Source organism: Pseudomonas sp. RW407 (genome assembly GCF_003176655.1).
GTDB classification, from domain to species: domain Bacteria; phylum Pseudomonadota; class Gammaproteobacteria; order Pseudomonadales; family Pseudomonadaceae; genus Pseudomonas; species Pseudomonas delhiensis.
On the sequence record NZ_QGSL01000088.1, the window covers coordinates 164,138 to 190,164 of the forward strand.

Sequence of the window (26,027 nt, forward strand, 5' to 3'; positions counted from 1 at the left end):
TCCCGGCCTCAGTCGAGATAGATCATCTTGCGCGTCATGCCGCCGTCGACGACGAACTCCTGGCCGCTGACGAAGCCGGCGTTGTCGCCCAGCAGCCAGGCCACCAGCGCGGCGACGTCTTCCACCGTGCCGACGCGGCCGACCGGGTGCTGGTCGTGATCCAGCTCGGTGAGCGGCACCGCTTCGCGCTCGTGGCGATCGCGGGCGTCGATCCAGCCGGGGCTGACCGCGTTGACGCGGATTTCCGGGCCCAGGCTCATGGCCAGCGCGTGGGTCAGCGCCAGGAGGCCGCCCTTGCTCGCCGCGTAGGCTTCGGAGCTGCGTTCGGACTGGTGCGCGCGGGTCGAGGCGATGTTGACGATGCTGCCCTGGTGCGCCCGCAGGTAGGGCGCGCAGTGCTTGGCCAGCAGCATCGGGCCGCTGAGGTTCACCGCCAGGGTGCGGTTCCACTCGTTGAGCGTCAGGCTCTCCAGGGGCGTGATGCCCGGGCGGGCGATGGCCGCGTTGCACACCACGGCGTCGAGGCGGCCGAACTGCCCGAGCACCTCGGCCACGGTCTGCGCCACCTGGCTCTCCTGGGACACGTCCAGGGCGATGAACCAGGCCTTGTCGCCCAGCGCCTCGGCGACCTTGGCGCCGCGCTCGCGGTCCTGGTCGACCAGCACCACCTGCCAGCCCTCGGCGATCAGCCAGGCGCCGATCCCCAGGCCGATGCCCCGCGCCGCGCCGGTGACCAGCGCGACCTTGCCGTTGCCGATGATCGATGCCAGGTCGCTCACAGTGCCGCCAGGCCTCGTGCCAGGTCCTTCTTGATGTCGTCGACGTCTTCCAGGCCCACCGCGACGCGGATCAGGTTGTCGCGGATGCCGGCGTTCGCGCGCTCCTGCGGCGACAGGCGGCCGTGGGAGGTGGTCGCCGGGTGGGCGATGGTGGTCTTGGTGTCACCCAGGTTGGTGGTGATGGAGATCATCCGGGTGGCGTCGATGAAGCGCCAGGCCGCGGCCTTGTCGCCCTTCACCTCGAAGCTGACCACCGCGCCGAAGCCCTTCTGCTGGCGCTTGGCCAGCTCATGCTGCGGGTGGCTGGCAAGGCCGGCGTAGTAGACGCGCTCGATGCCCGGCTGCTGTTCCAGCCACTCGGCCACGTCCTGGGCCGCGGCGCAATGCGCCTGCATGCGCACGCGCAGGGTTTCCAGACCCTTGGTGAAGATCCAGGCGTTGAACGGGCTGAGGGTCGGGCCCGCGGTGCGCAGGAAGCCGACCACGCCTTCCATCAGCTTGCGGCTGCCGGCGACCACGCCGCCCATGCTGCGGCCCTGGCCGTCGATGTACTTGGTCGCCGAGTGGATCACCACGTCGGCGCCGAGCTTCAGTGGCTGCTGCAGCGCCGGGGTGCAGAAGCAGTTGTCCACCGCCAGCAGCGCGCCATGGGCGTGGGCGATCTCGGCCAGGGCGGCGATGTCCACCAGCTCGGCCAGGGGGTTGGACGGCGACTCGACGAACAGCAGCCGGGTGTTCGGCTTGATGGCCGCTTCCCAGGCCTTGAGGTCGCTCAGCGGCGGGTAGTCCACCTGCACGCCGAAGCGCTTGAAGTACTTCTCGAACAGGCTGATGGTCGAGCCGAATACGCTGCGCGAGACCAGCACGTGGTCGCCGGCGCTGCAGTGGGTCATCACCAGCGAGAGGATGGCCGACATGCCGGTGGAGGTGGCCACCGCCTGCTCGGCGCCTTCCAGGGCGGCGATGCGCTCCTCGAAGGTGCGCACGGTCGGGTTGGTGTAGCGCGAGTAGACGTTGCCCGGCACCTCGCCGGCGAAGCGCGCGGCGGCGTCGGCGGCGCTGCGGAACACGTAGCTGGAGGTGGGGAACAGGGCTTCGCCGTGTTCCGCCTCCGGGGTGCGTTGCTGCCCGGCGCGTACCGCCAGGGTGTCGAAGGCCGCGCCTTCCAGGTCACTGTCCAGGCGACCGGCTTCCCATTCCTGTGCCATCCCCTGCTCTCCTTCAGTCGTTGTACAGGTCGATGATGGCGCTGACCGCGTTGGCCTTGGCCTTGGTCGCGTCGTTGCGCGCCTGCTCGATCCGGTTCAGATAGGCTTCGTTGACGTCGCCGGTCACGTACTGGCCATCGAAGACCGCGCAGTCGAAGTGCTCGATCTTGATCTTGCCGCCGCCGACCGCGTCGATCAGGTCCGACAGGTCCTGGTAGACCAGCCAGTCGGCGCCGAGCAGCTCGCACACCTCTTCGGTGCTGCGGTCGTGGGCGATCAGTTCGTGGGCGCTCGGCATGTCGATGCCGTAGACGTTGGGGTAGCGCACGGCTGGAGCTGCGGAGCAGAAGTAGACCTTCTTCGCCCCGGCCTCGCGGGCCATCTGGATGATCTGCTTGCTGGTGGTGCCGCGGACGATGGAGTCGTCCACCAGCATCACGTTCTTGCCGCGGAACTCCAGCTCGATGGCGTTGAGCTTCTGGCGTACCGACTTCTTGCGCGCGGCCTGGCCGGGCATGATGAAGGTGCGGCCGATGTAGCGGTTCTTGACGAAGCCCTCGCGGAACTTCACGCCCAGGCGGTTGGCCAGTTCCAGGGCGGAGGTGCGGCTGGTGTCCGGGATCGGGATGACCACGTCGATGTCGTGCTCCGGGCGCTCGCGGAGGATCTTCTCGGCCAGCTTCTCGCCCATGCGCAGGCGCGCCTTGTACACCGAGATGCCGTCCATCAGCGAATCCGGGCGGGCCAGGTAGACGTGCTCGAAGATGCACGGAGAGTACTTCGGGTTGGCCGCGCACTGGCGGGTGAACAGCTTGCCTTCCTCGGTGATGTACACCGCCTCGCCCGGGGCCAGGTCGCGGATCAGGGTGAAGCCGAGGACGTCCAGGGCCACGCTTTCCGAGGCGATCATGTATTCCACGCCGTTCTCGGTGTGGCGCTGGCCGAAGACGATCGGGCGGATCGCGTTGGGGTCGCGGAAGCCGACGATGCCGTAGCCGGTGATCATCGCCACCACGGCGTAGCCGCCGACGCAGCGGGCGTGCACGCCGGCCACCGCGGCGAAGACGTCTTCCTCGGTGGGCTGCAGCTTGTTGCGCACCGCCAGCTCATGGGCGAAGACGTTGAGCAGCACTTCCGAGTCGGAGTTGGTGTTGACGTGGCGCAGGTCGGACTCGTAGATCTCCTTGGCCAGTTGCTCGACGTTGGTCAGGTTGCCGTTGTGCGCCAGGGTGATGCCGTAGGGCGAGTTGACGTAGAACGGCTGGGCCTCGGCCGAGCTGGAGCTGCCGGCGGTCGGGTAGCGCACGTGGCCGATGCCGACCTTGCCCACCAGGTGCTGCATGTGGCGCTGCTGGAAGACGTCACGGACCAGGCCGTTGTCCTTGCGCAGGTAGAGCCTGTCGTCCTGACAGGTGACGATGCCGGCAGCGTCCTGGCCGCGATGCTGGAGAACGGTGAGCGCGTCATACAACGCCTGATTGACGTTCGACTTGCCCACGATACCGACGATGCCACACATGCGACGCAACCCCTAGTTGGTTTACAGGCTAAAAAATCCGTTCCCGCCGCCCCATCGGGGCCGGCGTCGGGCGGCGCCTCGGCGCCACCCTGGCCCGGCCATCACTGGCCGGGCAGCATACTCCCCATCCCGACCGGCGGTGCCAGCTGGCCACTGGCGAACCAGTGCCCGGCCAGGTTGAGGACGATGTTCTTCGACCAGTCGGCGACCAGCAGGAAGTGCGGCAGCAGCACCGACTGCTGCCACCACGGGTCCTGTTGCACCGGCGCCAGGCTCAGCAGGCCGACCAGCAGCACCACCAGCAGCACGCCACGGGCGCCGCCGAAGGCCATGCCGAGCACGCGGTCGGTGCCGGACATGCCGGTCACCCGGACCAGTTCGCTGATGAGGAAATTGACCAGCGCCCCCAGCAGCAGGGTGACCACGAAAAGCAGCGCGCAGGCAGCGATGATGCGGCCGGACGGCAGCTGGATGTAAGGCGCGAGATGCTCGGCCAGTGCGCCGCCGAACATCCAGGCGACCGCACCCGCGACAATCCAGGTGAGCAGGGACAGGGCTTCCTTGACGAAGCCGCGGCTCAGACTGATCAGGCTGGAAATGACGACGATGCCGACCATCGTCCAATCGACCCAGGTAAATGCCACGTTGCGGCCCAGAAACGAAAAAGGCCCCGCATTTTAGCAGAGCCCCGGGCTTTAGCGGAGCCCCCGATGCATCGGGAGCCGCTCATCGGTGTCAGCCGCGTTCGGGCTGGAAGCGCACCACGAAGCCGTTGAGCTTCTGCTGCTTGCTCAGTTGCTCCTTCAGGCGGTCGGCCTCGGCGCGCTCGATCACCGGCCCGACGAAGACCCGGTTCATGCCGTCGAAGCTGCGCACGTAGGCGTTGTAGCCCTGGCTGCGGAGGGACTTCTGCAGTTCCTCGGCGCGGGCGCGGTTGGACAGGCTGGCCAGTTGCACCGACCAGCTCACCGCCAGCTTGTCGGCATCCAGGCGCTGGGCCGGGGCGGCGGGCGCACTGGCCTGGGCCGGCGGCGTGGCCGGTTGCTGGGCCGGCGCGGCCGGGCGCGGCGCCGGGGCGGCGGGCTGCTGGGCCGGTGCCTGCGGCAGACTGGCGATAGGTGTCGAGGGCGCGGTGGCCGGCACGGCTGGGGCGGGGCTGATCACCGGCGCCTCGACCTGGGCCTGGGCGGCGGGCGCCTGCGAGGCTTCAGCCACCGGGGCCTGGGGCTCCGGCACCGCGGTCGGCTGCACGTCTACCGGGGGCATGGCCGGCGTCTTCGGCATCGCCGGGGCGTCGACCGTCACCTGGCGCACCTCGTCCTGGCGGCTGAACAGCATCGGCAGGAAGATCACCGCCAGCGCCAGCAACACCAGCGCACCGACGATCCGCTGCTTGAGCCCCTTATCCAGCAAAGCCATTGCCACTCCCCCGTTTCTTGACCGCTTGTCAGTCCTGGTTGCCGTCCAGCCAGCTCAGGGCATCCGCCACGCTGTAGAAGGAGCCGAACACCAGGATCTCGTCGTCCGCCGTCGCCTTGGCGCACTGTGCCTCGAGCGCCGTGGCGATGTCCTCATGCACACTGGCCTGCGCGCCACGCGCAAGCAAGGCTGCCGCCAGCTCGCCGGCCGGGCGCGAGCGCGGCGTGGGCAAGGGGGCGACGGCCCAATCCTGCACCAAGCCGAGCAAGGGTTCCAGCACCCCGCCCAGATCCTTGTCCGAAAGCAGGCCGAAAGCCGCCAGGCGACGCCCCTTCGGCGGCCGCGCGGCAAGGCGGCGGGCCAGGTAGTCGGCGGCATGGGGGTTGTGCCCGACGTCCAGCAGCAGGTGCCGCGGCTGCCCCTGGCGGTGCGCCACGCGGCGGTCCAGGCGGCCGCTCACGCGGGTCCGCTGCAGGGCCGCGAGCAGGCGCTCGGGCTGCCAGGGCAGGTCCAGCAGCGCATAGACCTGCAGCGCCAGGGCGGCATTCTCCATGGGCAGGTCGAGCAGGCTCAGGTGGTGCAGGCGCAGCGGTGTGCCGTCGGCGCCGCGGCCGTGCCAGTGCCAGTCGTGCTCGCCGATGGCCAGGTCGAAGTCGCGGCCGCGCAGCAGCAGCGGCGTGCCCAGGGCGCGGGCCTGGTCCAGCAGCGGCTGCGGTGGTTCCAGGTCGCCGCACACGGCCGACTTGCCGGCGCGGAAGATGCCGGCCTTCTCGAAGGCCACGCTGTCGCGGGTGTCGCCCAGCCATTCGGCATGGTCGAGGCCGATGCTGGTGACCACGGCGACGTCGGCGTCCACCAGGTTGACCGCGTCCAGCCGGCCGCCAAGACCGACTTCCAGGACCACGGCATCGAGACCGGCGCGCTCGAACAGCCAGAAGGCCGCCAGGGTGCCCATCTCGAAGTAGGTCAGGGAGGTTTCGCCGCGCGCTGCCTCGACCGCGGCGAAGGCCTCGCAGAGCGCCTCGTCGGAAGCCTCGCGGCCCTCGATGAGGACACGCTCGTTGTAGCGCAGCAGGTGCGGCGAGGCGTACACGCCGACCTTCAGGCCCTGCTCGCCGAGCAACTCGGCGAGGAAGGCGCAGGTGGAACCCTTGCCATTGGTGCCGGTGACGGTCACCACGCGCGGCGCCGGGCGCCCCAGGCCGAGGCGGGCGGCCACCTCGCGGGAGCGCTCCAGGCCCATGTCGATGGCCGAGGGATGCAGCTGTTCGAGGTAGCCGAGCCAGTCGGCCAGGGAACGCTGGCTCATCCTGCGAGGGCGGGGCTGGGAGCGTGGGTGAACTTGGCCAGCAGGCTGGCCAGGCGGTCGCGCATCTGCGCACGGTGCACGATCATGTCGATGGCGCCGTGCTCGAGGAGGAACTCGCTGCGCTGGAAGCCTTCCGGCAGCTTCTCGCGCACGGTCTGCTCGATCACCCGCGGGCCGGCGAAGCCGACCAGGGCCTTGGGCTCGCCGACGATCACGTCGCCGAGCATGGCCAGGCTTGCGGAAACGCCGCCGTAGACCGGGTCGGTCAGCACCGAGACGAACGGGATGCCTTCCTCGCGCAGGCGCGCCAGGGCGGCGGAGGTCTTGGCCATCTGCATCAGCGAGATCAGCGCTTCCTGCATGCGCGCGCCGCCCGAGGCGGAGAAGCAGATCATCGGGCAGCGGTGCTCCAGGGCGTAGTTGGCGGCGCGCACGAAGCGCTCACCGACGATGGAGCCCATGGAGCCGCCCATGAACGAGAACTCGAAGGCCGCGGCCACCACCGGCATGCCGTGCAGCTTGCCGCTCATGGCGATCAGCGCGTCCTTCTCGCCGGTGTCCTTCTGCGCGGCGGCCAGGCGGTCCTTGTACTTCTTGGTGTCGCGGAACTTCAGGCGGTCCACCGGCTCGAGCTCGGCGCCCAGTTCCTCGCGGCCTTCCTCGTCGAGGAAGATGTCCAGGCGGGTGCGCGCGCCGATGCGCATGTGGTGGTCGCACTTGGGGCAGACGTCCAGGGTCTTTTCCAGCTCCGGCCGATACAGCACGGCGTCGCAGGACGGGCACTTGTGCCACAGGCCTTCCGGTACCGAGCTCTTCTTCGCCTCGGAACGCATGATGGAAGGGATCAGCTTGTCTACCAGCCAGTTGCTCATGCTCTGTTCTCCAATGCGGGGCCAGTGCGCTCAGCGGCCCGAAGCCTTGCGCCTGCCCGTGAGCAGAAAAAATCACCATCGGCGCCGCGGCTCGGCCACGGCCCCTCGAAATCGCGGCGCGCCCTGGGCGGCGCCTTCGCCAGGCCGACACGGGTCGGCGCTGGCGTGACAAAAACGTCAACAGCTCCTAATGACGGCGGCAGACCGCCCGCCGTCACATGCACCTCACCGCGAATCCGCCTCGCGGCACTGGCGGATGAAGGCGCGGATCTTCCCGGCGTCCTTGATCCCCTTGCCCGCCTCCACCCCGCCGCTGACGTCCACGGCGTAGGGGCGCACCTGGCGGATCGCCGCGGCGACGTTGCCGGCGTTCAGGCCGCCGGCCAGCACCAGCGGGCGCGGCAGGGCCTCGGGAATCAGGGACCAGTCGAAGGCCGCGCCGGTTCCGCCGGGAACGCCCTCGACGTAGGTGTCCAGCAGGATGCCGGCGGCCCCCGGGTAGCGCGCGGCCTGCGCGGCGATGTCGTCGCCGGCCTTGACGCGCAGCGCCTTCAGGTAGGGCTTGTGGTAACCCTCGCAGTCCGCGGCGCTCTCGTCGCCGTGGAACTGCAGCATGTCCAGCGGCACCGCATCGAGGATCTCGCCCAGTTCGCAGCGGCTGGCGTTGACGAACAGGCCCACGCTGGTGACGAAGGGCGGCAGCGCCGCGACTATGGCGCGCGCCTGCTGCACGCTGACCGCGCGCGGGCTCCTGGCGTAGAACACCATGCCGATGGCGTCGGCGCCCGCCTCGGCCGCGGCCAGGGCGTCCTCGACACGGGTAATGCCACAGATTTTGATGCGAACGGCGGACAAGATGCGGCGACCTTCCTTCAAAGCAATCCGTCGATGGTAGCAAATGCCCCGGACAGCGTCAGCCGAGCGTATCGGGCAAAGATGAAAGGAAATGTGGCCCCAGGTAGCGCTGCGGCAGCTCGAAGGCCTCGGGGTACTCCACCCGCACCAGGTAAAGCCCGAAGGGGTGCGCGGTCACTCCGCCGGCGCGGCGGTCGCGCGCCGCCAGCACCTCGTCGACCCACTCCGGCTCGCGTTCGCCCGCCCCCACCGTCATCAGCACCCCGGCGAAGTTGCGCACCATGTGGTGGAGGAAGGCGTTGGCGCGCACGTCCAGCACGATGAAGCGGCCGTGCTCCAGCACCTGCAGGTGGTGCACCGTCTTGATCGGCGACTTGGCCTGGCACTGCACGGCGCGGAACGAGGTGAAGTCATGGGTGCCGACCAGCTTCGCCGCCGCCGCGCGCATGCGCGCGACGTCCAGCGGCCGGTGGTTCCAGGTGACTTCCTCGGCCAGGTGCGCCGGGCGGATCGGGTCGTTGTAGATGACGTAGCGGTAGCGCCGCGCCATCGCCGAGAAGCGCGCATGGAAGTCCGCCGGCATGACCTTGGCCCAGGTCACGCTGATGTCCGCCGGCAGGTTGGCGTTGCTGCCCATCACCCAGGCCTTCAGCGGCCGCTCGACGCGGGTGTCGAAGTGCACCACCTGGCCGCTGCCGTGCACCGCGGCGTCGGTGCGGCCGGCGCACATCACCCCGATCGGCTCTGCCGCGACCTTGGACAGGGCCCGCTCCAGCGCTCCCTGCACCGACGGCACGCCGTCCTCCTGGCGCTGCCAGCCGCGGTAGCGCGCGCCCTTGTATTCGACGCCCAGGGCGATCCTGGTGACGTCAGCGGTGGCGACCTCACCCACCGCGCTCTCGAACTCGTTCAACTGCTCAGGCCATCCCGAAAAGGCAATCCAGCGCGCTATTCTGCCTGGATTGCCGCGCCTGGGCGATGCGCCTCGACCGGCGCGCCACCGGGCGCAGCATTTGCGCCCCGCCGAAACGACGATGGCAGCCCGGAGGCTGCCATCGTTTCACCCGCACCGCGCTCAGGACAGGCGTTCGAGCAGCTCGCGGGCTTCCTTCTGCTGCTGGTCGCTGCCTTCGCTGATGACCTCGTCGAGGATGTCGCGGGCACCCTCGGCGTCGCCCATGTCGATGTAGGCGCGGGCCAGGTCGAGCTTGGTGGCGGCCTCGTCGGCGCCGGAGAGGAAGTCGAACTCGTCGTCCAGCGCGTCCTCATCCAGCGAGGACGCGTCCAGCGAAGCGGCCTCCAGCGACGGCTCGGCCTCGATCCCGTCTTCCAGCGGCGCCGCCGGGCTGGCCGGCCGCTCGAGGTCGCTGGCGAGCTTGTCCAGCTCGGCGCTGACCTGGTCCAGCTGCGCCGCGAAGCTGTCGTCGGCCGGCAGCTCCTGCGGGGCCTCTTCGGGCAGCGACAGGTCGAAGTCGTCCGCCAGGCCCTCGACCGGCTTGGCCTCAGGCTCGGGCCCCAGGTCGAAGCTGAAGTCGTCGTCGGCGCTCGCGGCGAGCCCGGCGCCTTCCTCGCCCAGGTCGAAGAGGAAGTCCTCGTCCTTGGCCGCGGGGGCCGCCGGCTCGTCCGGCAGGTCCAGGGTGAAGTCGTCCAGCGCGTCGCTGGCCGTGGGCGCCACGGGGGCGGCCTTCGCCAGGTCGTCGTCGAGGTCGAGGTCGAAGGCGAAGTCGTCGTCCGGCCGGGCCGGCTGGGCCGCCGCGGCGGGCGCATCCAGGCCCAGGTCGGCTTCCAGGTCGAAGTCCTCGAGAGTCAGCTCGTCGGCCTTGGCTTGCGGCTCGGTGGCGGGGTGCGGCTGGTCGTCGTCCAGCTGCAGGTCGTCCAGGCCCAGGTCGAAGGCATCGTCCAGGTCACCGGCGGCCGCCGCGACAGGCTCGGCGGGCGCGGCGTGGTCCTGGGTCAGGTCGAGGTCGTCGAGACTGAAGTGTTCCAGTTCGTCGCTGCTGGCGGCGGCTGCCGCCAGGCCACCAGCCACGGCAGCCGCCGCGACCATGCCCGGGTAGCGCGATTTCAGCTGCTCCACCTGCGGCTCGGCGCCACCCAGTTCGCGCAGTTCGTTTTCCTGGCGGGCGAAACCTTCGCGGTCGCCGATCTCGGCCAGGACTTCCATCAGCTTCAGGCGCAGGTCGGCGCGCTGCGGTTCGTCGTAGATGGCGCCCTGCAGCAGTTCGGCGGCCTGGTTGAAACGGCCGTAGGCGATGTAGATGTCGGCCTCGCCCAGCGGGTCGCCGGTCTGCGCGGCGACCTTCTCGCCGACGGCCGGCGTGCTGGCCGGGGTCACGTCCTCGTCGGCCAGGCTCAGGCTGTCGAATTCGCCGGCAGCCAGTTCCAGCGGCTCGTCCGTCCCGCTCGGGCCGCTCACCGCGGGCTCGACCTTGGCGGCCTCGGCCTGGGCCGCGCGGCGGCGCAGCAGGAGCAGCACCAGCAGCAGGACCAGCACCAGGCTGCCGCCGATGGCAGCCAGCAGGGTCGGGTTGGCCAGCAGTTCCTCGATCAGCCCCGGCTGGTTCTCGGCGGCCGGGGCCGGTGCGGCAGGCTTGGGCGCCGCCGGCTTGGGTTCGGCCGGCTTGGCGGCCGTCGGCGGTGCCGGTTGAGCGGGGGCGGCAGGCGCGGCATCGGGCTGCGCAGCCGGAGCCGGCACGGCAGGGGCTTCGGCAGCGGGCGCCGGCGGCTGGCCACCCGGCGCGGCCGGCTGCGGCGGAGTCGCCAGCTCGCCCTGGAGCTTAGCCAGCTGCGCGTCCTTCAGCTGGATCAGCTTCTGCAGCTTGTCCAGCTGGCTCTGCAGGTCGGTCATGCGGCCCTGCAGTTCGTCGTTCTCGCGGCGGGTGCTGTCCAGGCTTTCCTGGGTCACGGCCAGTTTGTCGGAAAGCGCCTTGCCGTTCTTCGCCCCCTTATCGGAACCCTTGTTCTTGCCGGCTTCGCCGGAGACCAGGCGCAGGTTGTCCTTGCTCTCGGCCTGCTCGGGCGCCGCACCGGCATTGGCGCGGCGGGTGGCGTCCAGCTGGCGGGAGGAACCGGCCAGGCTGCGGCCCTCGCGCCAGGCGCTGCGCTGCTCGCGCACCTGCACGTCGGCATCGCCGGCGGAGCGGCTGCGGATCTGTTCGGCATCTGGCAGGCGCAGCACCTGGCCGCTCTTCAGGCGGTTGATGTTGCCGTCGATGAAGGCGTCGGGGTTGAGGTCCTGGATGGCCAGCATGGTCTGGTTGACGGTCACGCTGCCATCCGGACGCGCGCGGGAAGCGATTTCCCACAGGGTGTCGCGGGAACCGGTGCGGTACTCGTTACCGTCCAGGCGGGCCTGGCGCGGCGCGCTGGCCGCGGGGGCCGGCTCCACGGCGCGGGGTGCGGCCGGGGCGGCGGCCACGGGCTGGCGCGCGATGGGTGCGGGCGCCGCAACCGGGGCACGCGGCGCGGCGGCGGCAGCCACCTGCGGCGAGTACAGCGGCGGATCGAGCAGCACGGTGTATTCGCGCAGCACCCGGCCACTGGGCCAGAGCACCTCCACGAGGAAGTTCAGGTAGGGCTCCTGCACCGGCTTGTCGGAGGTCACATGGATGACGCTCTTGCCGTTGGGCTGGACCACCGCGGTGAACTTGAGCCCGGTGAGGAAGAAGTTGCGATCGACGCCGGACTTGCTGAAGTCCTCCGGCGAAGCCAGCTTGGGAATGATCTCGCCGGCTGACAGGTCGCGGACGTCCGTCACGTCGATATCGGCATTCAGCGGCTGGTTCAGCGCCGAGTGCAGGTGGATGTCCCCCAACCCCAGCGCGTGAGCCATGCCGGTGGTCAACGCAGAAGCAGCCGCAATTGCCTGCACCAGTTTACGAAGCCGGACCATAATCTAATCCCTTGTTTTAACAGCTTTCTTCTGGATTCGTGCGTTTCGGACCGAGCGCCTGGCGCCTGCGATCGCGGCGTCGAAAACACCGTGATCTCCCCCCGCCAGGGCCGTCCAAGCCAGTATTGCCAAGCTAGAATGCTTCTTCAAATATTCGATAAGTATCTTTTACAGATAGTGTTTTATCAATAATGCAGCCAGGCCCGCAGCATTCAGCCCCAGGCCTTTTCGCACATTATCAGACGCAATCCACAAATTGAGGTTGCAGGGGCCAGCGGCCCCCTGACGCACCCGCCCGACCTGGATGGCATCCTGGCCCAGGGCATCGCCGATCACCGTCGGGTAATCGTCCTCGACCAGCTCGATGCCTTCGGCGGCCTCCAGAGCGGCCCGCACCTGCGACAAGGCTATCGGCACGGCGCTGCGCAAGTTGAGGTTCAGGGCGTCGCCGAAGAACACCGGGGCCAGCAGGCAATCCGCCTGCACCCTGCCCTGCAGCTCCGGCAGCAGTTCGTTCAGCTCGGCGTTCAGGCGCCGCTCGATGGCGCTGTAGCCCGAGGCGTCGGCCGCACCGACCTGGCCCAGCAGGTTGAAGGCGTACTGGCGGTCGACGAGGCGCGGCTCCACGGGGCGCGCATTGAGCAGTTCGGCGGTCTGCCGCGCCAGTTCCTGCACGCCTTCGCGGCCCAGCTGCGAGGCGGACAGACAGGCGGTCAGCGACAGCTCCTGCAACTCGACGCAGCCGCGCAGGGCGGCGACCACTTCGGCCACCTCGGCGGCCGGGGCGCAGGGCACGCGCAGCAGCGCCGGGAAGCTGAGCTCGCCCAGGCGGGCCGGGTTCAGCGCAGGCAGCACCAGGGCGCCTTCCACGCTGCCGCTCAGGTCGATCACCGTGCAGCCCTGGGCCAGGGCGCGCGCGGCGTGCTCGCCGGCCACCTCGGCCGAAGTGGCGAACAGCGCCAGCTTCACCTGGGCGAAGGAGAAACCGTCCAGCTCGCGCACCCGCAGGTTGCGGCCACGGAAGGGCACGCTCTTGCCGGCGGACTCGCCGCTGGCCAGCAGGTGCAGCTCGGCCACGGGGCAGTCCAGCTCCTCCAGCAACTCGACCAGCGCTTCGCCAACCAGACCGGTGGCCCCTACTACAGCAACATCGACGGACATCGAAAATCCCATGGGCTAGAAGGAAACAAGACGCAGCACTTTACTGCCCCCTTCCCCGCCCAGGCAATCGCGCCCGCGGCCGTCGATCGCCGTTCGCCCTCACCCTATCGGGCCGTCTCCTGCGCGGCAGCCGGCGCCGCCTGCGGCGTTGGGGTGCCCGCCACGGCGACCGGCGGCTCGGCCGCGGCCTGTTGCCGCGACTGCGCCGCCAGGCGCGCCACCAGGGTGGCGATCTGCGCGTCCTTGAGTTCGATGAGCTTGTTCAGCTTGTCCAACTGGCTCTGCAGGTCGCCGATCCGGCTGGTCAGCTCCTCGCCCTGGCGGCGCGCGCTGTCCAGGTCTTCCTGCAGCAGCGCCAGGCGCTCCGCGGCGGCCTTCGCCTGAGGCTGCTTCGAGGCCTGCCCGGAAAGCAGACGCAGGTTGTCACGAACCTCCGCCACGGCCGGCGCGGCGCCGGGCGCCGCCTTGCGGGTGGCGTCCAGTGCGCGGGGGCGTTCGCGCCAGCGGGCTTCCTGGGCTTGGAAGTGGCTCACCGCCGCGGCGTGCCCCTGGGCACGGACCTGGCTGGCGTCGGGCAGGCGCAGCACGGCGCCGACCCGCGGCCGGTTGGCGTTGCCGTCGAGGAAGGCCTGCGGGTTGAGCGCCTGGATCGCCCGCATGGTCTGCATCACCGAGGCATCCCCGGCCGGCCGGTGGCGGGAGGCGATGGCCCAGAGGGTATCGCCGGCAGCGATGCGGTGGCCGCCCGAAGGCTCCGGCGCGGCACTGACGGGCACCTGCTGCGCCGGCGGTGCGATAGCCGCCGACGGTACGGCGGATACGACCGGCGCGCTGGGCGCCTGGGCGACGGCCTGGTAGTTCGGCGGGTCCAGCAGCAGGGTGTATTCGCGCATGGCCCGCCCTTGCGGCCAGACCACCTGCAGCACGAAGTTGACGTAGGGCTCGCGCACCGGGGCGCTGGACCGCACGCGGATCACCCCGCGGCCGTTGCGCCCGACTTCCGGAGTGAAGCGCAACCCGGAAAGGAAGACGTAGTTGGGCTCCATGCCCAGCCGCTCGGCCTCCTGCTGCGGCACCAGGCTGACCTTGAGGTCCTCGCTGCCCAGGTCGCCCATGCCGCGTAGCTCGATCCGTGCATCCAGCGTCTGGCCCAGCGCGGCCTGCGAAGCGATATCCCCCAGTTCCAGCGCGCTGGCGCGCGCCGGCAGGAAAGCGGCCGCGACGGCGGCGGCCAGAAACAAATGCGCGAAGCGGAACATCCCCATCCCCTGCTGTCGATGACTCCCTCCGGCGGCCCCTGCCCGCCGGCCGGCCCCAACGGGCCGGGCAGCGAGGATAATCACAGGGCGCCGGGCGCCAGCCCGCGCTCCGTCACAGAAAACGACGCCGGCGCCGGCGACTTCGCCGTTCTGTCGAGTGATCGACTTTTTCCGCCTGTACAAAGCAAGACGCCGGCACTGGGCCGGCGTCTTCGGGGCGGGAGGCGATCAGCGCTCCAGCAGGATGCGCAGCATGCGCCGCAGCGGCTCGGCCGCGCCCCACAGCAGTTGGTCGCCGACGGTGAAGGCGCCGAGGTACTGCGAGCCCATGTTGAGCTTGCGCAGGCGGCCCACCGGGACGCTCAGGGTGCCGGTGACGGCGGCCGGGGTCAGCTCGCGCATGCTGATCTCGCGCTGGTTGGGGATCAGCTTGACCCAGGGGTTGTGCTGGCTGATCAGGCCATCGATATCGGTCAGCGGCACGTCCTTGTTCAGCTTGATGGTCAGCGCCTGGCTGTGGCAGCGCATGGCGCCGATGCGCACGCAGATGCCGTCCACCGGGATCGGGTTCTTGAAGCGGCCGAGGATCTTGTTGGTCTCCGCCTGGCCCTTCCATTCCTCGCGGCTCTGACCGTTGGGCAGTTCCTTGTCGATCCAGGGGATCAGGCTGCCGGCCAGGGGCGCGCCGAAGTGCTCGGTGGGCAGGGCTTCGCTGCGGATGGCCTCGGCGACCTTGCGGTCGATGTCGAGGATGGCGCTGGCCGGGTTGGCCAGGTCGTCGGCCACGGCGGCGTTGATCGCGCCCATCTGCTTGATCAGCTCGCGCATGTTCTGCGCACCGGCGCCGGAGGCGGCCTGGTAGGTCATGGCGCTCATCCACTCGACCAGGCCGGCTTCGAACAGGCCGCCCAGGGCCATCAGCATCAGGCTGACGGTGCAGTTGCCGCCGATGTAGTTCTTGGCGCCGGCGTCCAGCGACTGGTCGATGACGCGGCGGTTCACCGGGTCGAGGACGATCACCGCGTCGTCCTGCATGCGCAGGCTGGAGGCGGCGTCGATCCAGTAGCCCTGCCAGCCGGCTTCGCGCAGCTTGGGGAAGACTTCGTTGGTGTAGTCGCCGCCCTGGCAGGTCAGGATGACGTCGAGGGTCTTGAGTTCCTCGATGCTGTAGGCGTCCTTGAGGGTGGCGATGTCCTTGCCGATGGACGGACCTTCGCCACCGACGTTGGAGGTGGTGAAGAACACCGGCTCGATCAGGTCGAAGTCCCGCTCTTCCAGCATCCGCTGCATGAGCACCGACCCCACCATGCCACGCCAACCGATCAGACCTACACGCTTCATCGCTACTACACCTTCGAATAAGTGGTGGACCGCCGCCCCTACCCGTTCTTTGCGGGAGCCCAGGGGCGGGCGAACCGGAGAGATTACAGATTCCGCAGCGCGGCGACTACCGCATCGCCCATTTCGCGGGTCCCGACCTTCTGGCAGCCTTCGGACCAGATGTCGCCGGTGCGCAGGCCCTGGTCGAGGACCTGGCTCACCGCCTGCTCGATGGCGCTCGCCGCGGCGCCCTGGTTGAAGCTGTAGCGCAGCATCATGGACACCGAGAGGATGGTCGCCAGCGGGTTGGCGATGCCTTTGCCGGCGATGTCCGGCGCCGAGCCGTGGCACGGCTCGTACATGCCCTTGTTGTTGGCGTCCAGGGACGCAGAAGGCAGCATGCCGATGGAACCGGTGAGCATGGAAGCCTCATCCGACAGGATGTCGCCGAACATGTTGTCGGTGACCATCACGTCGAACTGCTTGGGCGCGCGCACCAGTTGCATGGCGGCGTTGTCGACGTACATGTGGCTCAGCTCGACGTCCGGGTAGTCCTTGGCCACTTCTTCGACGATCTCGCGCCACAGCTGGCTGGAGGCCAGGACGTTGGCCTTGTCCACCGAGCACAGTTTCTTGCCGCGCACGCGGGCCATGTCGAAGCCGACGCGGGCGATGCGGCGGATCTCGCTTTCGCTGTACGGCAGGGTGTCGTAGGACTGGCGCTCGCCGTTGTCCAGCTCGCGGGTGCCGCGCGGGGCGCCGAAGTAGATGCCGCCGGTCAGCTCGCGGACGATGAGGATGTCCAGGCCGGCGACGATTTCCGGCTTCAGGCTGGAGGCGTCGGCCAGTTGCGGGTAGAGGATGGCCGGGCGCAGGTTGGCGAACAGGCCCAGTTGCGAACGGATCTTCAGCAGGCCGCGCTCGGGGCGGATGTCACGCTCGATCCTGTCCCACTTCGGCCCGCCCACGGCGCCCAGCAGCACGGCGTCGGCCGCGCGGGCGCGCTCCAGGGTCTCGTCGGCCAGCGGCACGCCGTGCTTGTCGATGGCGGCGCCGCCGATGACGTCCTCGGTCAGCTCGAAGCCCAGCTGGAACTTGTCGTTGGCCAGTTCGAGAACCTTGACCGCCTCGGCCATGATTTCCGGGCCGATGCCGTCGCCGGGGAGAACCAGAATCTGTTTGCTCATCAATTTTTTCCTTCGAAAAGAGGCTACAGGCTGCAGGCCACAGGCTTCAGGCTTTTTCCTGCCGCCTATAGCCTGCCGCCTGCAGCCGTTATTTTGTCGCCCAGAGCACCAGCACGTCGGTGCTGAAGGAACCCTCGGCGTCGATCTCGAAATACTCGCGCACCTCGTCGCCCACGGAAAGCTGCAGGGCGCGGATGGCCTGGCGCATCACTTCCGGCGTGCGCATGCGCTCGACCCAGGAAGTGAACTCCAGGCGCAGGCGCTGGCGCGTGCAGGCGCTGACCGCCAGCCCCGCCTCGCCGACCAGGCGCGCCCACTCGGACGGCGAATAGTCGCGCACGTGGCTGGTGTCGCGCAGCACTTCCACCGCCTGCAGGTGGGTGTCCAGCAACGGCAGCCCGGGGGCTGCCACGTCGATGAAGCAGGCCGTGCCGCCCGGCTTCAGCACCCGGCGCACTTCGCGCAGGGCCTGGCCGACGTCGCGCCAGTGGTGGGCCGAGTAGCGGCTGAAGACGAAGTCGAACTCGCCGTCCTCGAACGGCAGCTGCTCGGCCACGCCCTGGTGCGTAAGGATGTTGCCCAGGCCGCGCTCGGCAGCGGCCGAGGCCACCACGGCGAGCATCTGCTCGGAGAGGTCGTAGGCCACCACTTCGCCGGCCAGCGGCGCGACATGGAAGCTCACGTGCCCCGCCCCGCAACCCAGGTCCAGCACGCGGGCGCCGCGGGTCGCCGACAGTCGCTCGCGCAGTTGGGCGAACTCCTCGCCCTGGGCGTGCACGGCGCTGTTCAGGTACGCGTTGGCCTGGGCGCCGAACTGGCGCTCGACCACGGCTTCATGGCGACTCTGGGTCATGGTTTTCTCCTCGTGGTGCGACGCCATTCAGGCGTCGCGGAACAACCAGGGCTGGCGCTGCTTGTAGCCGGTCTCGAAGTCGCGGATGGCGTCCGCGGCCTGGAGGGTCAGGCCGATGTCGTCCAGGCCGTTGAGCAGGCAGTGCTTGCGGAAGGCATCCACTTCGAAGTGGTACTGCTTGCCGTCCGGGCGGGTCACGGTCTGCGCGGCGAGGTCGACGGTCAGTTGGTAGCCCTCGGTGGCCTCGCACTGCTGGAAGAGTTCGTCGACTTCCTCGTCCTTCAGGATGATCGGCAGCAGGCCGTTCTTGAAGCTGTTGTTGAAGAAGATGTCGGCGAAGCTCGGCGCGATCACGGTGCGGAAACCGTACTCGTCCAGCGCCCAGGGCGCGTGCTCGCGGGAGGAGCCGCAACCGAAGTTCTCGCGGGCCAGGAGCACGCTGGCGCCCTGGTAGCGCGGGAAGTTCAGCACGAAGTCCTGGTTGATCGGGCGCCTGGAGTTGTCCTGGTTCGGCTGGCCGACGTCCAGGTAGCGCCACTCGTCGAACAGGTTGGGGCCGAAGCCGGTGCGCTTGATCGACTTGAGGAATTGCTTGGGAATGATCTGGTCGGTATCGACGTTGGCGCGGTCGAGCGGCGCGACGAGACCGGTGTGCTGGGTAAAGGCTTTCATGTTCGGTCTCCTCAGGCCTGCATCAATTCACGGACGTCGATGAAGCGGCCGGTCACCGCGGCGGCGGCGGCCATCGCCGGGCTCACCAGGTGGGTGCGGCCACCGGCGCCCTGGCGGCCCTCGAAGTTGCGGTTGGAGGTGGACGCACAATGCTCGCCGCTCTCCAGGCGGTCCGGGTTCATCGCCAGGCACATGGAGCAGCCCGGTTCACGCCATTCGAAGCCGGCTTCGAGGAAGATCTTGTCCAGGCCTTCCTGTTCGGCCTGCGCCTTGACCAGGCCGGAGCCCGGCACCACCAGCGCCTGCTTGACGGTGGCGGCGACCTTGCGGCCCTTGGCCACGGCGGCGGCGGCGCGCAGGTCTTCGATCCGCGAGTTGGTGCAGGAGCCGATGAACACCCGGTCGAGCTGGATGTCGGTGATCGCCTGGTTGGCGCTCAGGCCCATGTACTTGAGGGCGCGGACGATGGAGTCGCGCTTGACCGGGTCGGCTTCGACGGCCGGGTCCGGCACGTTCTGGTCGACGGCCAGGACCATTTCCGGAGAGGTGCCCCAACTGACCTGCGGCTTGATGTCCTCGGCGCGCAGCTCGACGATGGTGTCGAAGTGGGCGTCGGCGTCGGAGACCAGGTCGCTCCAGGCTTCCACGGCCTTGTCCCAGTCGGCGCCCTGCGGGGCGAACGGCCGGCCTTTCACGTAGGCGATGGTCTTCTCGTCGCAGGCCACCATGCCGACGCGGGCACCGGCCTCGATGGACATGTTGCAGATGGTCATGCGGCCTTCCATGGACAGCTCGCGAATGGCGCTGCCGGCGAACTCCAGGGCATGGCCGTTGCCGCCGGCGGTGCCGATCTTGCCGATCACCGCGAGGACGATGTCCTTGGCGGTCACGCCGAAGGGCAGCTTGCCCTCCACGCGCACCTGCATGTTCTTCATCTTCTTGGCCACCAGGCACTGGGTGGCGAGCACGTGCTCGACCTCGGAGGTGCCGATGCCGTGGGCCAGCGCACCGAAGGCGCCGTGGGTGGAGGTGTGCGAGTCGCCGCAGACCACGGTCATGCCCGGCAGGGTCGCGCCCTGCTCCGGGCCGACCACGTGGACGATGCCCTGGCGCACGTCGTTCATCTTGAATTCGAGGATGCCGAAGTCGTCGCAGTTCTCGTCCAGGGTCATGACCTGGATGCGCGAGACTTCGTCGGCGATGGCTTGCAGGCCGCCCTTGCGCTCGGCCTGGGTGGTCGGCACGTTGTGGTCCGGGGTGGCGATGTTGGCGTCGATGCGCCACGGCTTGCGGCCGGCCAGGCGCAGGCCTTCGAAGGCCTGCGGCGAGGTCACTTCGTGGAGGATGTGGCGGTCGATGTAGATCAGCGACGAACCATCATCGCGGCGCTTCACCTCGTGCAGTTCCCAGAGTTTGTCGTAGAGCGTCTTGCCGGCCATCAGAGATTCCTCATCAGCGTATTTCTATGCCCCTTGGGCTTGTGGGGATGATGCTATGGTCTGTCGACGAATAACTCAAATTCATATTTTTCATCCGAAGGATTCCCAAATGGAATCCATCCAGCTATAAGCTTCAAGCCACAAGCTGCAAGCGAACGCCGCAGCTTTTCTTGAAGCTTGCGGCTTGCCGCTTGGAGCTCCAAAAAATGGACCTGACCAGCCTCAACACCTTCCTCGCCATCGCCGAGTCCGGCAGCTTTTCCGAGGCCGGCGAGCGCCTGCACCTGACGCAGCCGGCGGTGAGCAAGCGCATCGCCGCCCTGGAGAGCCAGCTGGGCGTACGTCTGTTCGACCGCGTCGGCCGCGAGGTGAGCCTGACCGAAGCCGGCCGCGCCCTGCTGCCGCGTGCCTACCAGATACTCAACGTGCTGGACGACACTCGCCGCGCACTGACCAACCTCAGTGGCGAGGTCAGCGGCCGCCTGGTGCTCGCCACCAGCCACCACATCGGCCTGCACCGCCTGCCGACGCTGCTGCGCGCCTTCACCCGGGCGCACCCGCAGGTGGCGCTGGATATCCAGTTCTGTGACTCGGAAGTGGCCTACGAGGAAATCCTCCACGGCCGCGCCGAACTGGCGGTCATCACCCTGGCCCCGGAAACCGCCGAGCCGGTGCGCGCGGTGCCGGTGTGGGACGACCCGCTGGACTTCGTCGCCGCCCCCGAGCACCCGCTGGCCATGCAGGGCCCGGTGTTCCTCGCCGACGTGGCGCGGCACCCGGCGGTGTTCCCCGGCGGCAACACCTTCACCCACCATATCGTGCGGCGCATGTTCGAGGCCGAGGGGCTGACGCCGAACATCGGCATGAGCACCAACTATATGGAGACCATCAAGATGATGGTTTCCATCGGCCTGGCCTGGAGCGTGCTGCCGCGCACCATGCTCGACGAGACCGTGGTGCGCCTGCCGCTGCAGGACATCCAGCTCAGCCGTCAGTTGGGCTACATCCTGCACACCGAGCGCACCCTGTCCAACGCCGCGCGCGCCTTCATGGCGCTGCTCGACGCCCAGGCGGTGGCGCCCATGGCCTGCGTGGTCTGAAACGGCGGAAAAGAAAAAAGGCGCCTTTCGGCGCCTTTTTCATGGCTGGACCATCAACCCTCCAGCGCCGGGCGCTGGCCGTTGATGGCAATCCGCTTGGGCTTGGCTTCCTCGGGAACGATGCGTACCAGTTCGATGCTCAGCAGGCCGTTCTTCAGCGATGCACCTTGGACCTCGATATGGTCGGCGAGGCGGAAGGACAGCTTGAAGGCGCGCTGGGCGATACCCTGGTGCAGGTAGGTGACACCCTCGGAAGCTTTCTCGCGCTTGCCACCGGTGACGGTCAGCACGCCACGCTCCACTTGCAGCTCCAGGTCCTCTTCCTGCAGGCCGGCGGCGGCGACCACGATGCGGTACTGGTCGTCACCATGCTTCTCGACGTTGTAGGGCGGGTAGGAACTGCCGCTTTCGCTGCGCAGGGCGGACTCGAACAGATCGTTGAAACGATCGAAACCGACGGACTGGCGGAACAGCGGTGCGAGAGAAAGTACGTTGCTCATGCGAATCTCCTGAATAATTCAGCAAGGTCATCTATGGAGCCTGTCTGCAGGACTCCGGGAGCGGGACCCGGTTTCGGCCTCCCGCACGAATACAGATAGGGGCGCAATGGCGCCTTTCAAGCCCCCTAGCAGAAGGAACCGCCACATGCGCAAAGTCATGCTGATCACCGGCGCCAGCCGCGGCATCGGTGCCGCCACTGCGCTGCTCGCCGCGGAACGCGGCTATGCCGTTGCCATCAACTACCGCCAACGCGGTGAAGCGGCCGAAGCCCTGGTCCGGCGCATTCGCGAGGCCGGCGGCCGGGCCGAGGCCTTCGCCGCGGACGTCGCCGAGGAGGCCGAGGTGGTGCGGCTGTTCCTGGCCGTCGACAAGGCCTTCGGCCGCCTCGACGTGCTGGTGAACAACGCCGGCATGCTGGAGCGCCAGATGCGCCTGGAGGAGATGGACGCGGCGCGCCTGCAGCGGGTGTTCGCGGTGAACGTCACCGGCAGCTTCCTCTGCGCCCGCGAGGCGGTGCGGCGCATGGCCAGGTCCCATGGTGGCGCGGGCGGCAGCATCGTCAACGTGTCCTCCATGGCCTCGCGCCTGGGCTCGCCCAACGAGTACATCGACTACGCCGCGGCCAAGGGCGCCATCGACAGCATGACCATCGGCCTGGCCAAGGAAGTGGCGGCCGAGGGCATTCGCGTCAACGCCGTGCGCCCGGGACTGATCGACACGGAAATCCACGCCAGCGGCGGCGAGCCGGGGCGCGTGGAACGGCTGAAGAGCGCCATTCCGCTGGGCCGCGGCGGCCAGGCGGAGGAAGTGGCGCGGGCGATCCTGTTCCTGGCCGGGGACGAGTCGAGCTACAGCACCGGGAGCTTCATCGATGTCAGTGGTGGGCGGTAGGAGCGGATTTATCCGCGATTGCGGTGCCCGGGATCGACATATCGCGGACGGAGTCCGCGCCTACAAGGAACACCTCGCAGGATGGCGTTGAGCGAAGCGATACCCATCGCCATGGCCTATCGGGCTCCCGCGTAGGGCGCATAACGCCTATGGCGTTATCCGCCGCTCGGCAGACATCGGCGCTCCAGCCAACGGCGGATAACCGCGAACGGTTATCCGCCCTACGAAAGGCACCCGTCGTAGGACCCTGTCCGCGATAGCCGGGGGTTCCGGCACGGTTCGCGGATGAGATCCCCCCATACACCGTGCCCTTGTAGGAGCGCGCCCTGCGCGCGAATCGCGCGGCAGGGCCCGCTCCTACAGGTTGGCGCCGAATTTCCCACCTATGCCGGACAACCCGCTCGCCACTACCGGAAACGCCTCGGCTACGCGGCCTCTTCCACCTCGACCTGCAGCAGCCGGTCGATCCGCTCGCAGTCGCTCTCGCGGCGGATCTGCGCAAACAGTTCCAGCGCCTCGGGATAGCTGCGGGTGAGCATGCCCAGCCACTGCTTCAGGCGCCCCGGCGCGTAGCGTGGCGCCAGCTTGCGCCGGGCCTGGCGCCAGAAGTCGTCGAGCAGCACGCGCACTTCGTGCCAGGGCATCGGCTGCACGTCCCTGCCCTCGCGCCAGGCGGCTATCTGCCGGGCCAGGTCGGGGCGCGAGACCAGGCCGCGGCCGAGCATGATGTCGTCGACGCCGCTGATGGCGCGGCAGCGCAGGTAGTCATCGAGAGTCCAGACCTCGCCGTTGGCGAACACCGGCACCTTCACCGCGTCCGCCACCTTCGCCACCCATTCCCAGTGCGCCGGCGGCTTGTAGCCATCGGTCTTGGTCCGCGCGTGGACCACCACGTGGGCGGAACCACCGTCGGCCAGGGCGCGGGCGCAATCCAGCGCGCCGTCGGGGGTCTCGTAGCCCAGGCGCATCTTCGAGGTCACCGGGATGTGCGCCGGCACCGCGCGACGCACGGCCTCGACGATGGCGAACATCAGCTCCGGCTCCTTGAGCAGGACGGCGCCGCCGCGGGACTTGTTCACCGTCTTCGCCGGGCAGCCGAAGTTCAGGTCGATCACCGGCGCGCCCAGCTCGCAGGCGTAGGCGGCGTTTTCCGCCAGGCACTGCGGGTCAGAGCCGAGGAACTGCACACGCATCGGCGTGCCGGCGCGAGTGCGGCTGCCGTGCAGCAGTTCCGGCGCCAGCTTCTCGTAGGTGGCGAGCGGGTGCAGGCGGTCGGTGACGCGGATGAACTCGGTGACGCACCAGTCGATGCCGCCGACGCGGGTAAGCACGTCGCGGAGGATTTCGTCGACCAGCCCCTCCATCGGGGCCAGGGCAATTTGCACGGCAGGGAACCTTTAGTATCGAAGGCGGCGAATTCTAGGGGCAGTCACCGCCCGCGCAAAGCGCCGTCAGGCCGGCGTGGCGCCGAGCAGCGCGCGACCATAGCCTTCGATGAACTCGGCCGGCATGCGCTTGGGCCTGCCGCTGGAGAGCTCGATGCAGACGAAGGTGGTGCGGGCGCGCAACAGGGTCACGCCGTCGGCCGGGCGCACCAGCTGGAAGCGGCGGTCCATGCGCAGCTTCTGGTCGGACTCGACGATCCAGGTGCCCATCTGCAGTTCCTCGCCCTCATAGGCGGCGGCGAGGTAGTCGATTTCGTGGCGCACCACCGCCATGGCGCGGTCGAGGCGGCGGTATTCGGCCAGGTCCAGGCCCAGGCGCTGCGAGTGGCGCCAGGCGCAGCGCTCCAGCCAGCTGACGTAGACGGCGTTGTTGGCGTGGCCGAGGCCGTCGATGTCCTCGGCGCCCACGCTGATGTCGATGACGAAGGGTTCGGGCAGGTCCCAGGCCATGCGCTTGCTCCATTCCGGGGCCGGGTCCGGGGACCCGGCCGCATGATCGAAGCCGGCAGTTTACAGGGCTCGGCGGCGTCCTGCCCCTCCCCTGTCGTCAGGAGGCCAGCGCCAGGGGCAGCAGGTGCTGCTCTTCCTGGCCCTCCAGCAGCGCCAGCACGGCGTCGCTCAGGCGCGGGTCGGCCAGCACGCGCTGGTGGCCGCCGCCTTCCAGGCGCAGCAGGCGGCTGCGTGGCCAGGCCGCATGGATGTCCTGGGCGTCTTCCACCGGCACCTGCGGATCGTCTTCGGCGTGCACCACCAGGCCGGGCATGCCCAGCGTGTAGCGGCTTACGTCCAGCTGCGCCGCCGGCATGCCGGTGTAGGCCTCGACCTGACGGATGAAGCGATACCGCGCCTCGGTCGGCAACCCCATGAAGCTGCCGAAGCGGCGCAACACGGAAATGACCCGGCTCGGCGCGGCTATGCTGACCAGCGCCTCGGTGCGCAGCCCCATCTGGGTGGCCAGCAAGGCACTGGCGCCGCCCATGGAGTGACCGATCACCGCGCGCAGCGGCGGCAGCTCGCTGGCGGCCTCCAGCAAGGCGCGGGCGAACAGCAGCGGATGGGCTTCGCGCCCCGGCGAACGGCCATGGGCCGGGCCATCCAGCGCCACCACGGCATAACCGGCGCCGACCAACTCGCGGATCAGGTGGGCGAACTGTGTCGGCCGCCCCTCCCAACCGTGCATCAGCAGCACCGCCGGGCCTTCGCCCCAGCGCAGCGCGGAGAGGCCGAAGCGCAGGGTGATGCGCTCGGAACTGGCCAGCAGCGGCAGCTCCCAGTCGCGCGGCGGCAGCGCCCGCGGGCTCATGAAGATTTCACGCATGCGCCGCGCCGCCCATTCCGGCGCCACACGCCCCAGGGTGGCGTTGACGCCACGGATCCAGGTCAAGCTGCTCATTGCCAGGTCCTCCTTAGAGGTCTCAATTCACCGCTTTCTTGGCGGCACGCAGGACACGGTCGGACAGGTCGCCCGGGCCCAGGGCCCGCGCCAATGCCAGTCCGCCCACCATCAGGGCGATGTCGGCGAGCACGGTGTCGGCGTCCTCGGGACGCTCGGCCAGCTCGGCGACCATGAGTTCGAGATGTTCGGCCAGGGCTTCGTGGAAGCTCTCCGGCAATTGCGCCATGTCGCCCAGGGAACTGGGGATGGGGCAGCCCGGCTCCTCGCTGTCGCGGTGCCTGCGCGACAGGTAGAAGGCCGCGACCAGTTGCCGGCGCTCGCTGAACGGCATGTCCGGGTCGAAGTGCTTCAGCTTGGCCCGGCGCGTCGACAGCAGGTGGCGGAAGGCCTCCAGCATCAGCGCGTCCTTGCTCTGGAAGTGCGCGTAGAAGCCGCCGACGGTCAGCCCGGCGGCGCCCATCACTTCGCTGACGCTGGGCTCCAGCGGCCCACGGCGGACCAGGGCGTCGGCCGCGGCGCAGAGGATGCGCTCGCGGGTCTGGGCCTTCTTCTCACTCACGGCCTTTTCACTGCTGGCGGTCTTGCGGCTCATGGCGGCCTCCAAAAATATTATGAGTAAAATATTATGCTCATAATAAAAATCGGCAAGCGGCGAAGACGACCGTCGGTCGGGCAGCAAGGTTTTCGGAAGGGGAAAAACAAAAGGGCCACTCGAAAATTGAGTGACCCTATAGGCCCCGCAGAGCGGGAAAATTGGCGTCCCCTAGGGGACTCGAACCCCTGTTACCGCCGTGAAAGGGCGGTGTCCTAGGCCACTAGACGAAGGGGACGTAACCTTCGAGGAAATCCGCACTTGGCGGACCCTGGCGATTTGGTGGAGCTAGACGGGATCGAACCGTCGACCTCTTGCATGCCATGCAAGCGCTCTCCCAGCTGAGCTATAGCCCCAG

24 protein-coding genes and 2 tRNA genes are annotated in these 26,027 nt (G+C 68.8%); 2 read left to right on the forward strand and 24 right to left on the reverse strand.

Features of this window, described 5'->3' with window-relative positions; genetic code table 11:
- Positions 1 to 8: 8 nt before the first annotated feature.
- From DK254_RS07320 to leuC, 17 genes are all read right to left on the reverse strand, one after another.
- On the reverse strand, positions 9 to 770 hold the full coding sequence (locus DK254_RS07320) for an SDR family oxidoreductase (RefSeq protein ID WP_089393829.1): 762 nt from the start codon (positions 768 to 770) through the stop codon (positions 9 to 11).
- A gap of 5 nt (positions 771 to 775) precedes the next feature.
- Positions 776 to 1,987 (reverse strand): O-succinylhomoserine sulfhydrylase, encoded by a 1,212-nt coding sequence (locus tag DK254_RS07325; RefSeq protein WP_109933249.1) that lies wholly within the window; start codon positions 1,985 to 1,987, stop codon positions 776 to 778.
- Positions 1,988 to 2,000: 13 nt separating this feature from the next.
- Positions 2,001 to 3,506 carry an amidophosphoribosyltransferase gene (gene purF / locus DK254_RS07330; protein ID WP_109933250.1) on the reverse strand — a complete coding sequence of 502 codons (1,506 nt, stop codon included), beginning with the start codon at positions 3,504 to 3,506 and terminating at the stop codon, positions 2,001 to 2,003.
- A 101-nt stretch (positions 3,507 to 3,607) separates the two neighbouring features.
- Positions 3,608 to 4,150, reverse strand: coding sequence for a CvpA family protein (locus DK254_RS07335; RefSeq protein ID WP_109933251.1), 543 nt, complete (start codon positions 4,148 to 4,150; stop codon positions 3,608 to 3,610).
- Positions 4,151 to 4,241: 91 nt separating this feature from the next.
- Positions 4,242 to 4,925: an SPOR domain-containing protein gene (locus tag DK254_RS07340; RefSeq protein ID WP_109933252.1), complete on the reverse strand. Its 684-nt coding sequence runs from the start codon at positions 4,923 to 4,925 to the stop codon at positions 4,242 to 4,244.
- A 28-nt stretch (positions 4,926 to 4,953) separates the two neighbouring features.
- Positions 4,954 to 6,234 (reverse strand): bifunctional tetrahydrofolate synthase/dihydrofolate synthase, encoded by a 1,281-nt coding sequence (gene folC / locus DK254_RS07345; RefSeq protein ID WP_109933253.1) that lies wholly within the window; start codon positions 6,232 to 6,234, stop codon positions 4,954 to 4,956.
- Entirely contained in the window at positions 6,231 to 7,106 is an 876-nt protein-coding gene (accD, locus tag DK254_RS07350; RefSeq protein WP_089393764.1) for an acetyl-CoA carboxylase, carboxyltransferase subunit beta, read from the reverse strand. The genes folC and accD overlap by 4 nt, the downstream gene beginning before the upstream one ends.
- Before the next feature lie 225 nt (positions 7,107 to 7,331).
- Complete coding sequence (locus tag DK254_RS07355) at positions 7,332 to 7,961, reverse strand: phosphoribosylanthranilate isomerase (RefSeq protein ID WP_109933254.1); 630 nt, start codon at positions 7,959 to 7,961, stop codon at positions 7,332 to 7,334.
- 58 nt (positions 7,962 to 8,019) lie between these two features.
- Positions 8,020 to 8,874: a tRNA pseudouridine(38-40) synthase TruA gene (gene truA / locus DK254_RS07360; RefSeq protein WP_109933255.1), complete on the reverse strand. Its 855-nt coding sequence runs from the start codon at positions 8,872 to 8,874 to the stop codon at positions 8,020 to 8,022.
- Positions 8,875 to 9,036: 162 nt separating this feature from the next.
- A complete protein-coding gene (locus tag DK254_RS07365; protein WP_109933256.1) occupies positions 9,037 to 11,853 on the reverse strand; it encodes a FimV/HubP family polar landmark protein in 2,817 nt (938 codons plus the stop codon).
- A 168-nt stretch (positions 11,854 to 12,021) separates the two neighbouring features.
- Positions 12,022 to 13,014 (reverse strand): aspartate-semialdehyde dehydrogenase, encoded by a 993-nt coding sequence (locus DK254_RS07370; protein ID WP_109933257.1) that lies wholly within the window; start codon positions 13,012 to 13,014, stop codon positions 12,022 to 12,024.
- A gap of 104 nt (positions 13,015 to 13,118) precedes the next feature.
- The gene (locus DK254_RS07375; RefSeq protein WP_256595823.1) at positions 13,119 to 14,273 is read right to left on the reverse strand and encodes a FimV family protein; all 1,155 of its coding nucleotides are present in this window, start codon (positions 14,271 to 14,273) and stop codon (positions 13,119 to 13,121) included.
- 228 nt (positions 14,274 to 14,501) lie between these two features.
- Positions 14,502 to 15,614, reverse strand: a complete 1,113-nt coding sequence (gene asd / locus DK254_RS07380; RefSeq protein WP_109933258.1) for an aspartate-semialdehyde dehydrogenase — start codon at positions 15,612 to 15,614, stop codon at positions 14,502 to 14,504.
- 83 nt (positions 15,615 to 15,697) lie between these two features.
- Complete coding sequence (leuB, locus tag DK254_RS07385) at positions 15,698 to 16,780, reverse strand: 3-isopropylmalate dehydrogenase (RefSeq protein ID WP_109933259.1); 1,083 nt, start codon at positions 16,778 to 16,780, stop codon at positions 15,698 to 15,700.
- A gap of 88 nt (positions 16,781 to 16,868) precedes the next feature.
- Entirely contained in the window at positions 16,869 to 17,633 is a 765-nt protein-coding gene (locus DK254_RS07390; RefSeq protein ID WP_109933260.1) for a class I SAM-dependent methyltransferase, read from the reverse strand.
- 27 nt (positions 17,634 to 17,660) lie between these two features.
- A complete protein-coding gene (gene leuD / locus DK254_RS07395) occupies positions 17,661 to 18,305 on the reverse strand; it encodes a 3-isopropylmalate dehydratase small subunit (RefSeq protein ID WP_109933261.1) in 645 nt (214 codons plus the stop codon).
- Between the two features lie 11 nt (positions 18,306 to 18,316).
- Positions 18,317 to 19,744 carry a 3-isopropylmalate dehydratase large subunit gene (gene leuC, locus DK254_RS07400; protein WP_109933262.1) on the reverse strand — a complete coding sequence of 476 codons (1,428 nt, stop codon included), beginning with the start codon at positions 19,742 to 19,744 and terminating at the stop codon, positions 18,317 to 18,319.
- A gap of 206 nt (positions 19,745 to 19,950) precedes the next feature.
- Between leuC and DK254_RS07405 the strand changes: the two genes are divergently transcribed.
- Positions 19,951 to 20,844 carry a LysR family transcriptional regulator gene (locus tag DK254_RS07405; protein ID WP_074984799.1) on the forward strand — a complete coding sequence of 298 codons (894 nt, stop codon included), beginning with the start codon at positions 19,951 to 19,953 and terminating at the stop codon, positions 20,842 to 20,844.
- Between the two features lie 53 nt (positions 20,845 to 20,897).
- On the opposite strand, the gene DK254_RS07410 is transcribed toward DK254_RS07405, so the two are convergent.
- A complete protein-coding gene (locus tag DK254_RS07410; RefSeq protein ID WP_109933263.1) occupies positions 20,898 to 21,344 on the reverse strand; it encodes an Hsp20 family protein in 447 nt (148 codons plus the stop codon).
- 145 nt (positions 21,345 to 21,489) lie between these two features.
- On the opposite strand from DK254_RS07410, the gene DK254_RS07415 reads away from it, so the two are divergent.
- Complete coding sequence (locus DK254_RS07415) at positions 21,490 to 22,236, forward strand: SDR family oxidoreductase (RefSeq protein ID WP_109933264.1); 747 nt, start codon at positions 21,490 to 21,492, stop codon at positions 22,234 to 22,236.
- A gap of 425 nt (positions 22,237 to 22,661) precedes the next feature.
- Here the strand turns inward: DK254_RS07415 and DK254_RS07420 are convergent, their stop codons facing one another.
- From DK254_RS07420 to DK254_RS07445, 6 genes are all read right to left on the reverse strand, one after another.
- Positions 22,662 to 23,621, reverse strand: coding sequence for a tRNA-dihydrouridine synthase (locus DK254_RS07420; protein WP_109933265.1), 960 nt, complete (start codon positions 23,619 to 23,621; stop codon positions 22,662 to 22,664).
- A gap of 66 nt (positions 23,622 to 23,687) precedes the next feature.
- Entirely contained in the window at positions 23,688 to 24,131 is a 444-nt protein-coding gene (locus tag DK254_RS07425) for a thioesterase family protein (RefSeq protein WP_089393777.1), read from the reverse strand.
- Positions 24,132 to 24,228: 97 nt separating this feature from the next.
- On the reverse strand, positions 24,229 to 25,074 hold the full coding sequence (locus DK254_RS07430) for an alpha/beta hydrolase (protein ID WP_109933266.1): 846 nt from the start codon (positions 25,072 to 25,074) through the stop codon (positions 24,229 to 24,231).
- Between the two features lie 22 nt (positions 25,075 to 25,096).
- Positions 25,097 to 25,636: a TetR/AcrR family transcriptional regulator gene (locus DK254_RS07435; RefSeq protein ID WP_109933942.1), complete on the reverse strand. Its 540-nt coding sequence runs from the start codon at positions 25,634 to 25,636 to the stop codon at positions 25,097 to 25,099.
- Positions 25,637 to 25,831: 195 nt separating this feature from the next.
- Positions 25,832 to 25,907, reverse strand: a tRNA-Glu gene (locus DK254_RS07440).
- 42 nt (positions 25,908 to 25,949) lie between these two features.
- Positions 25,950 to 26,025 (reverse strand) — tRNA-Ala (locus tag DK254_RS07445).
- Positions 26,026 to 26,027 lie beyond the last annotated feature (2 nt).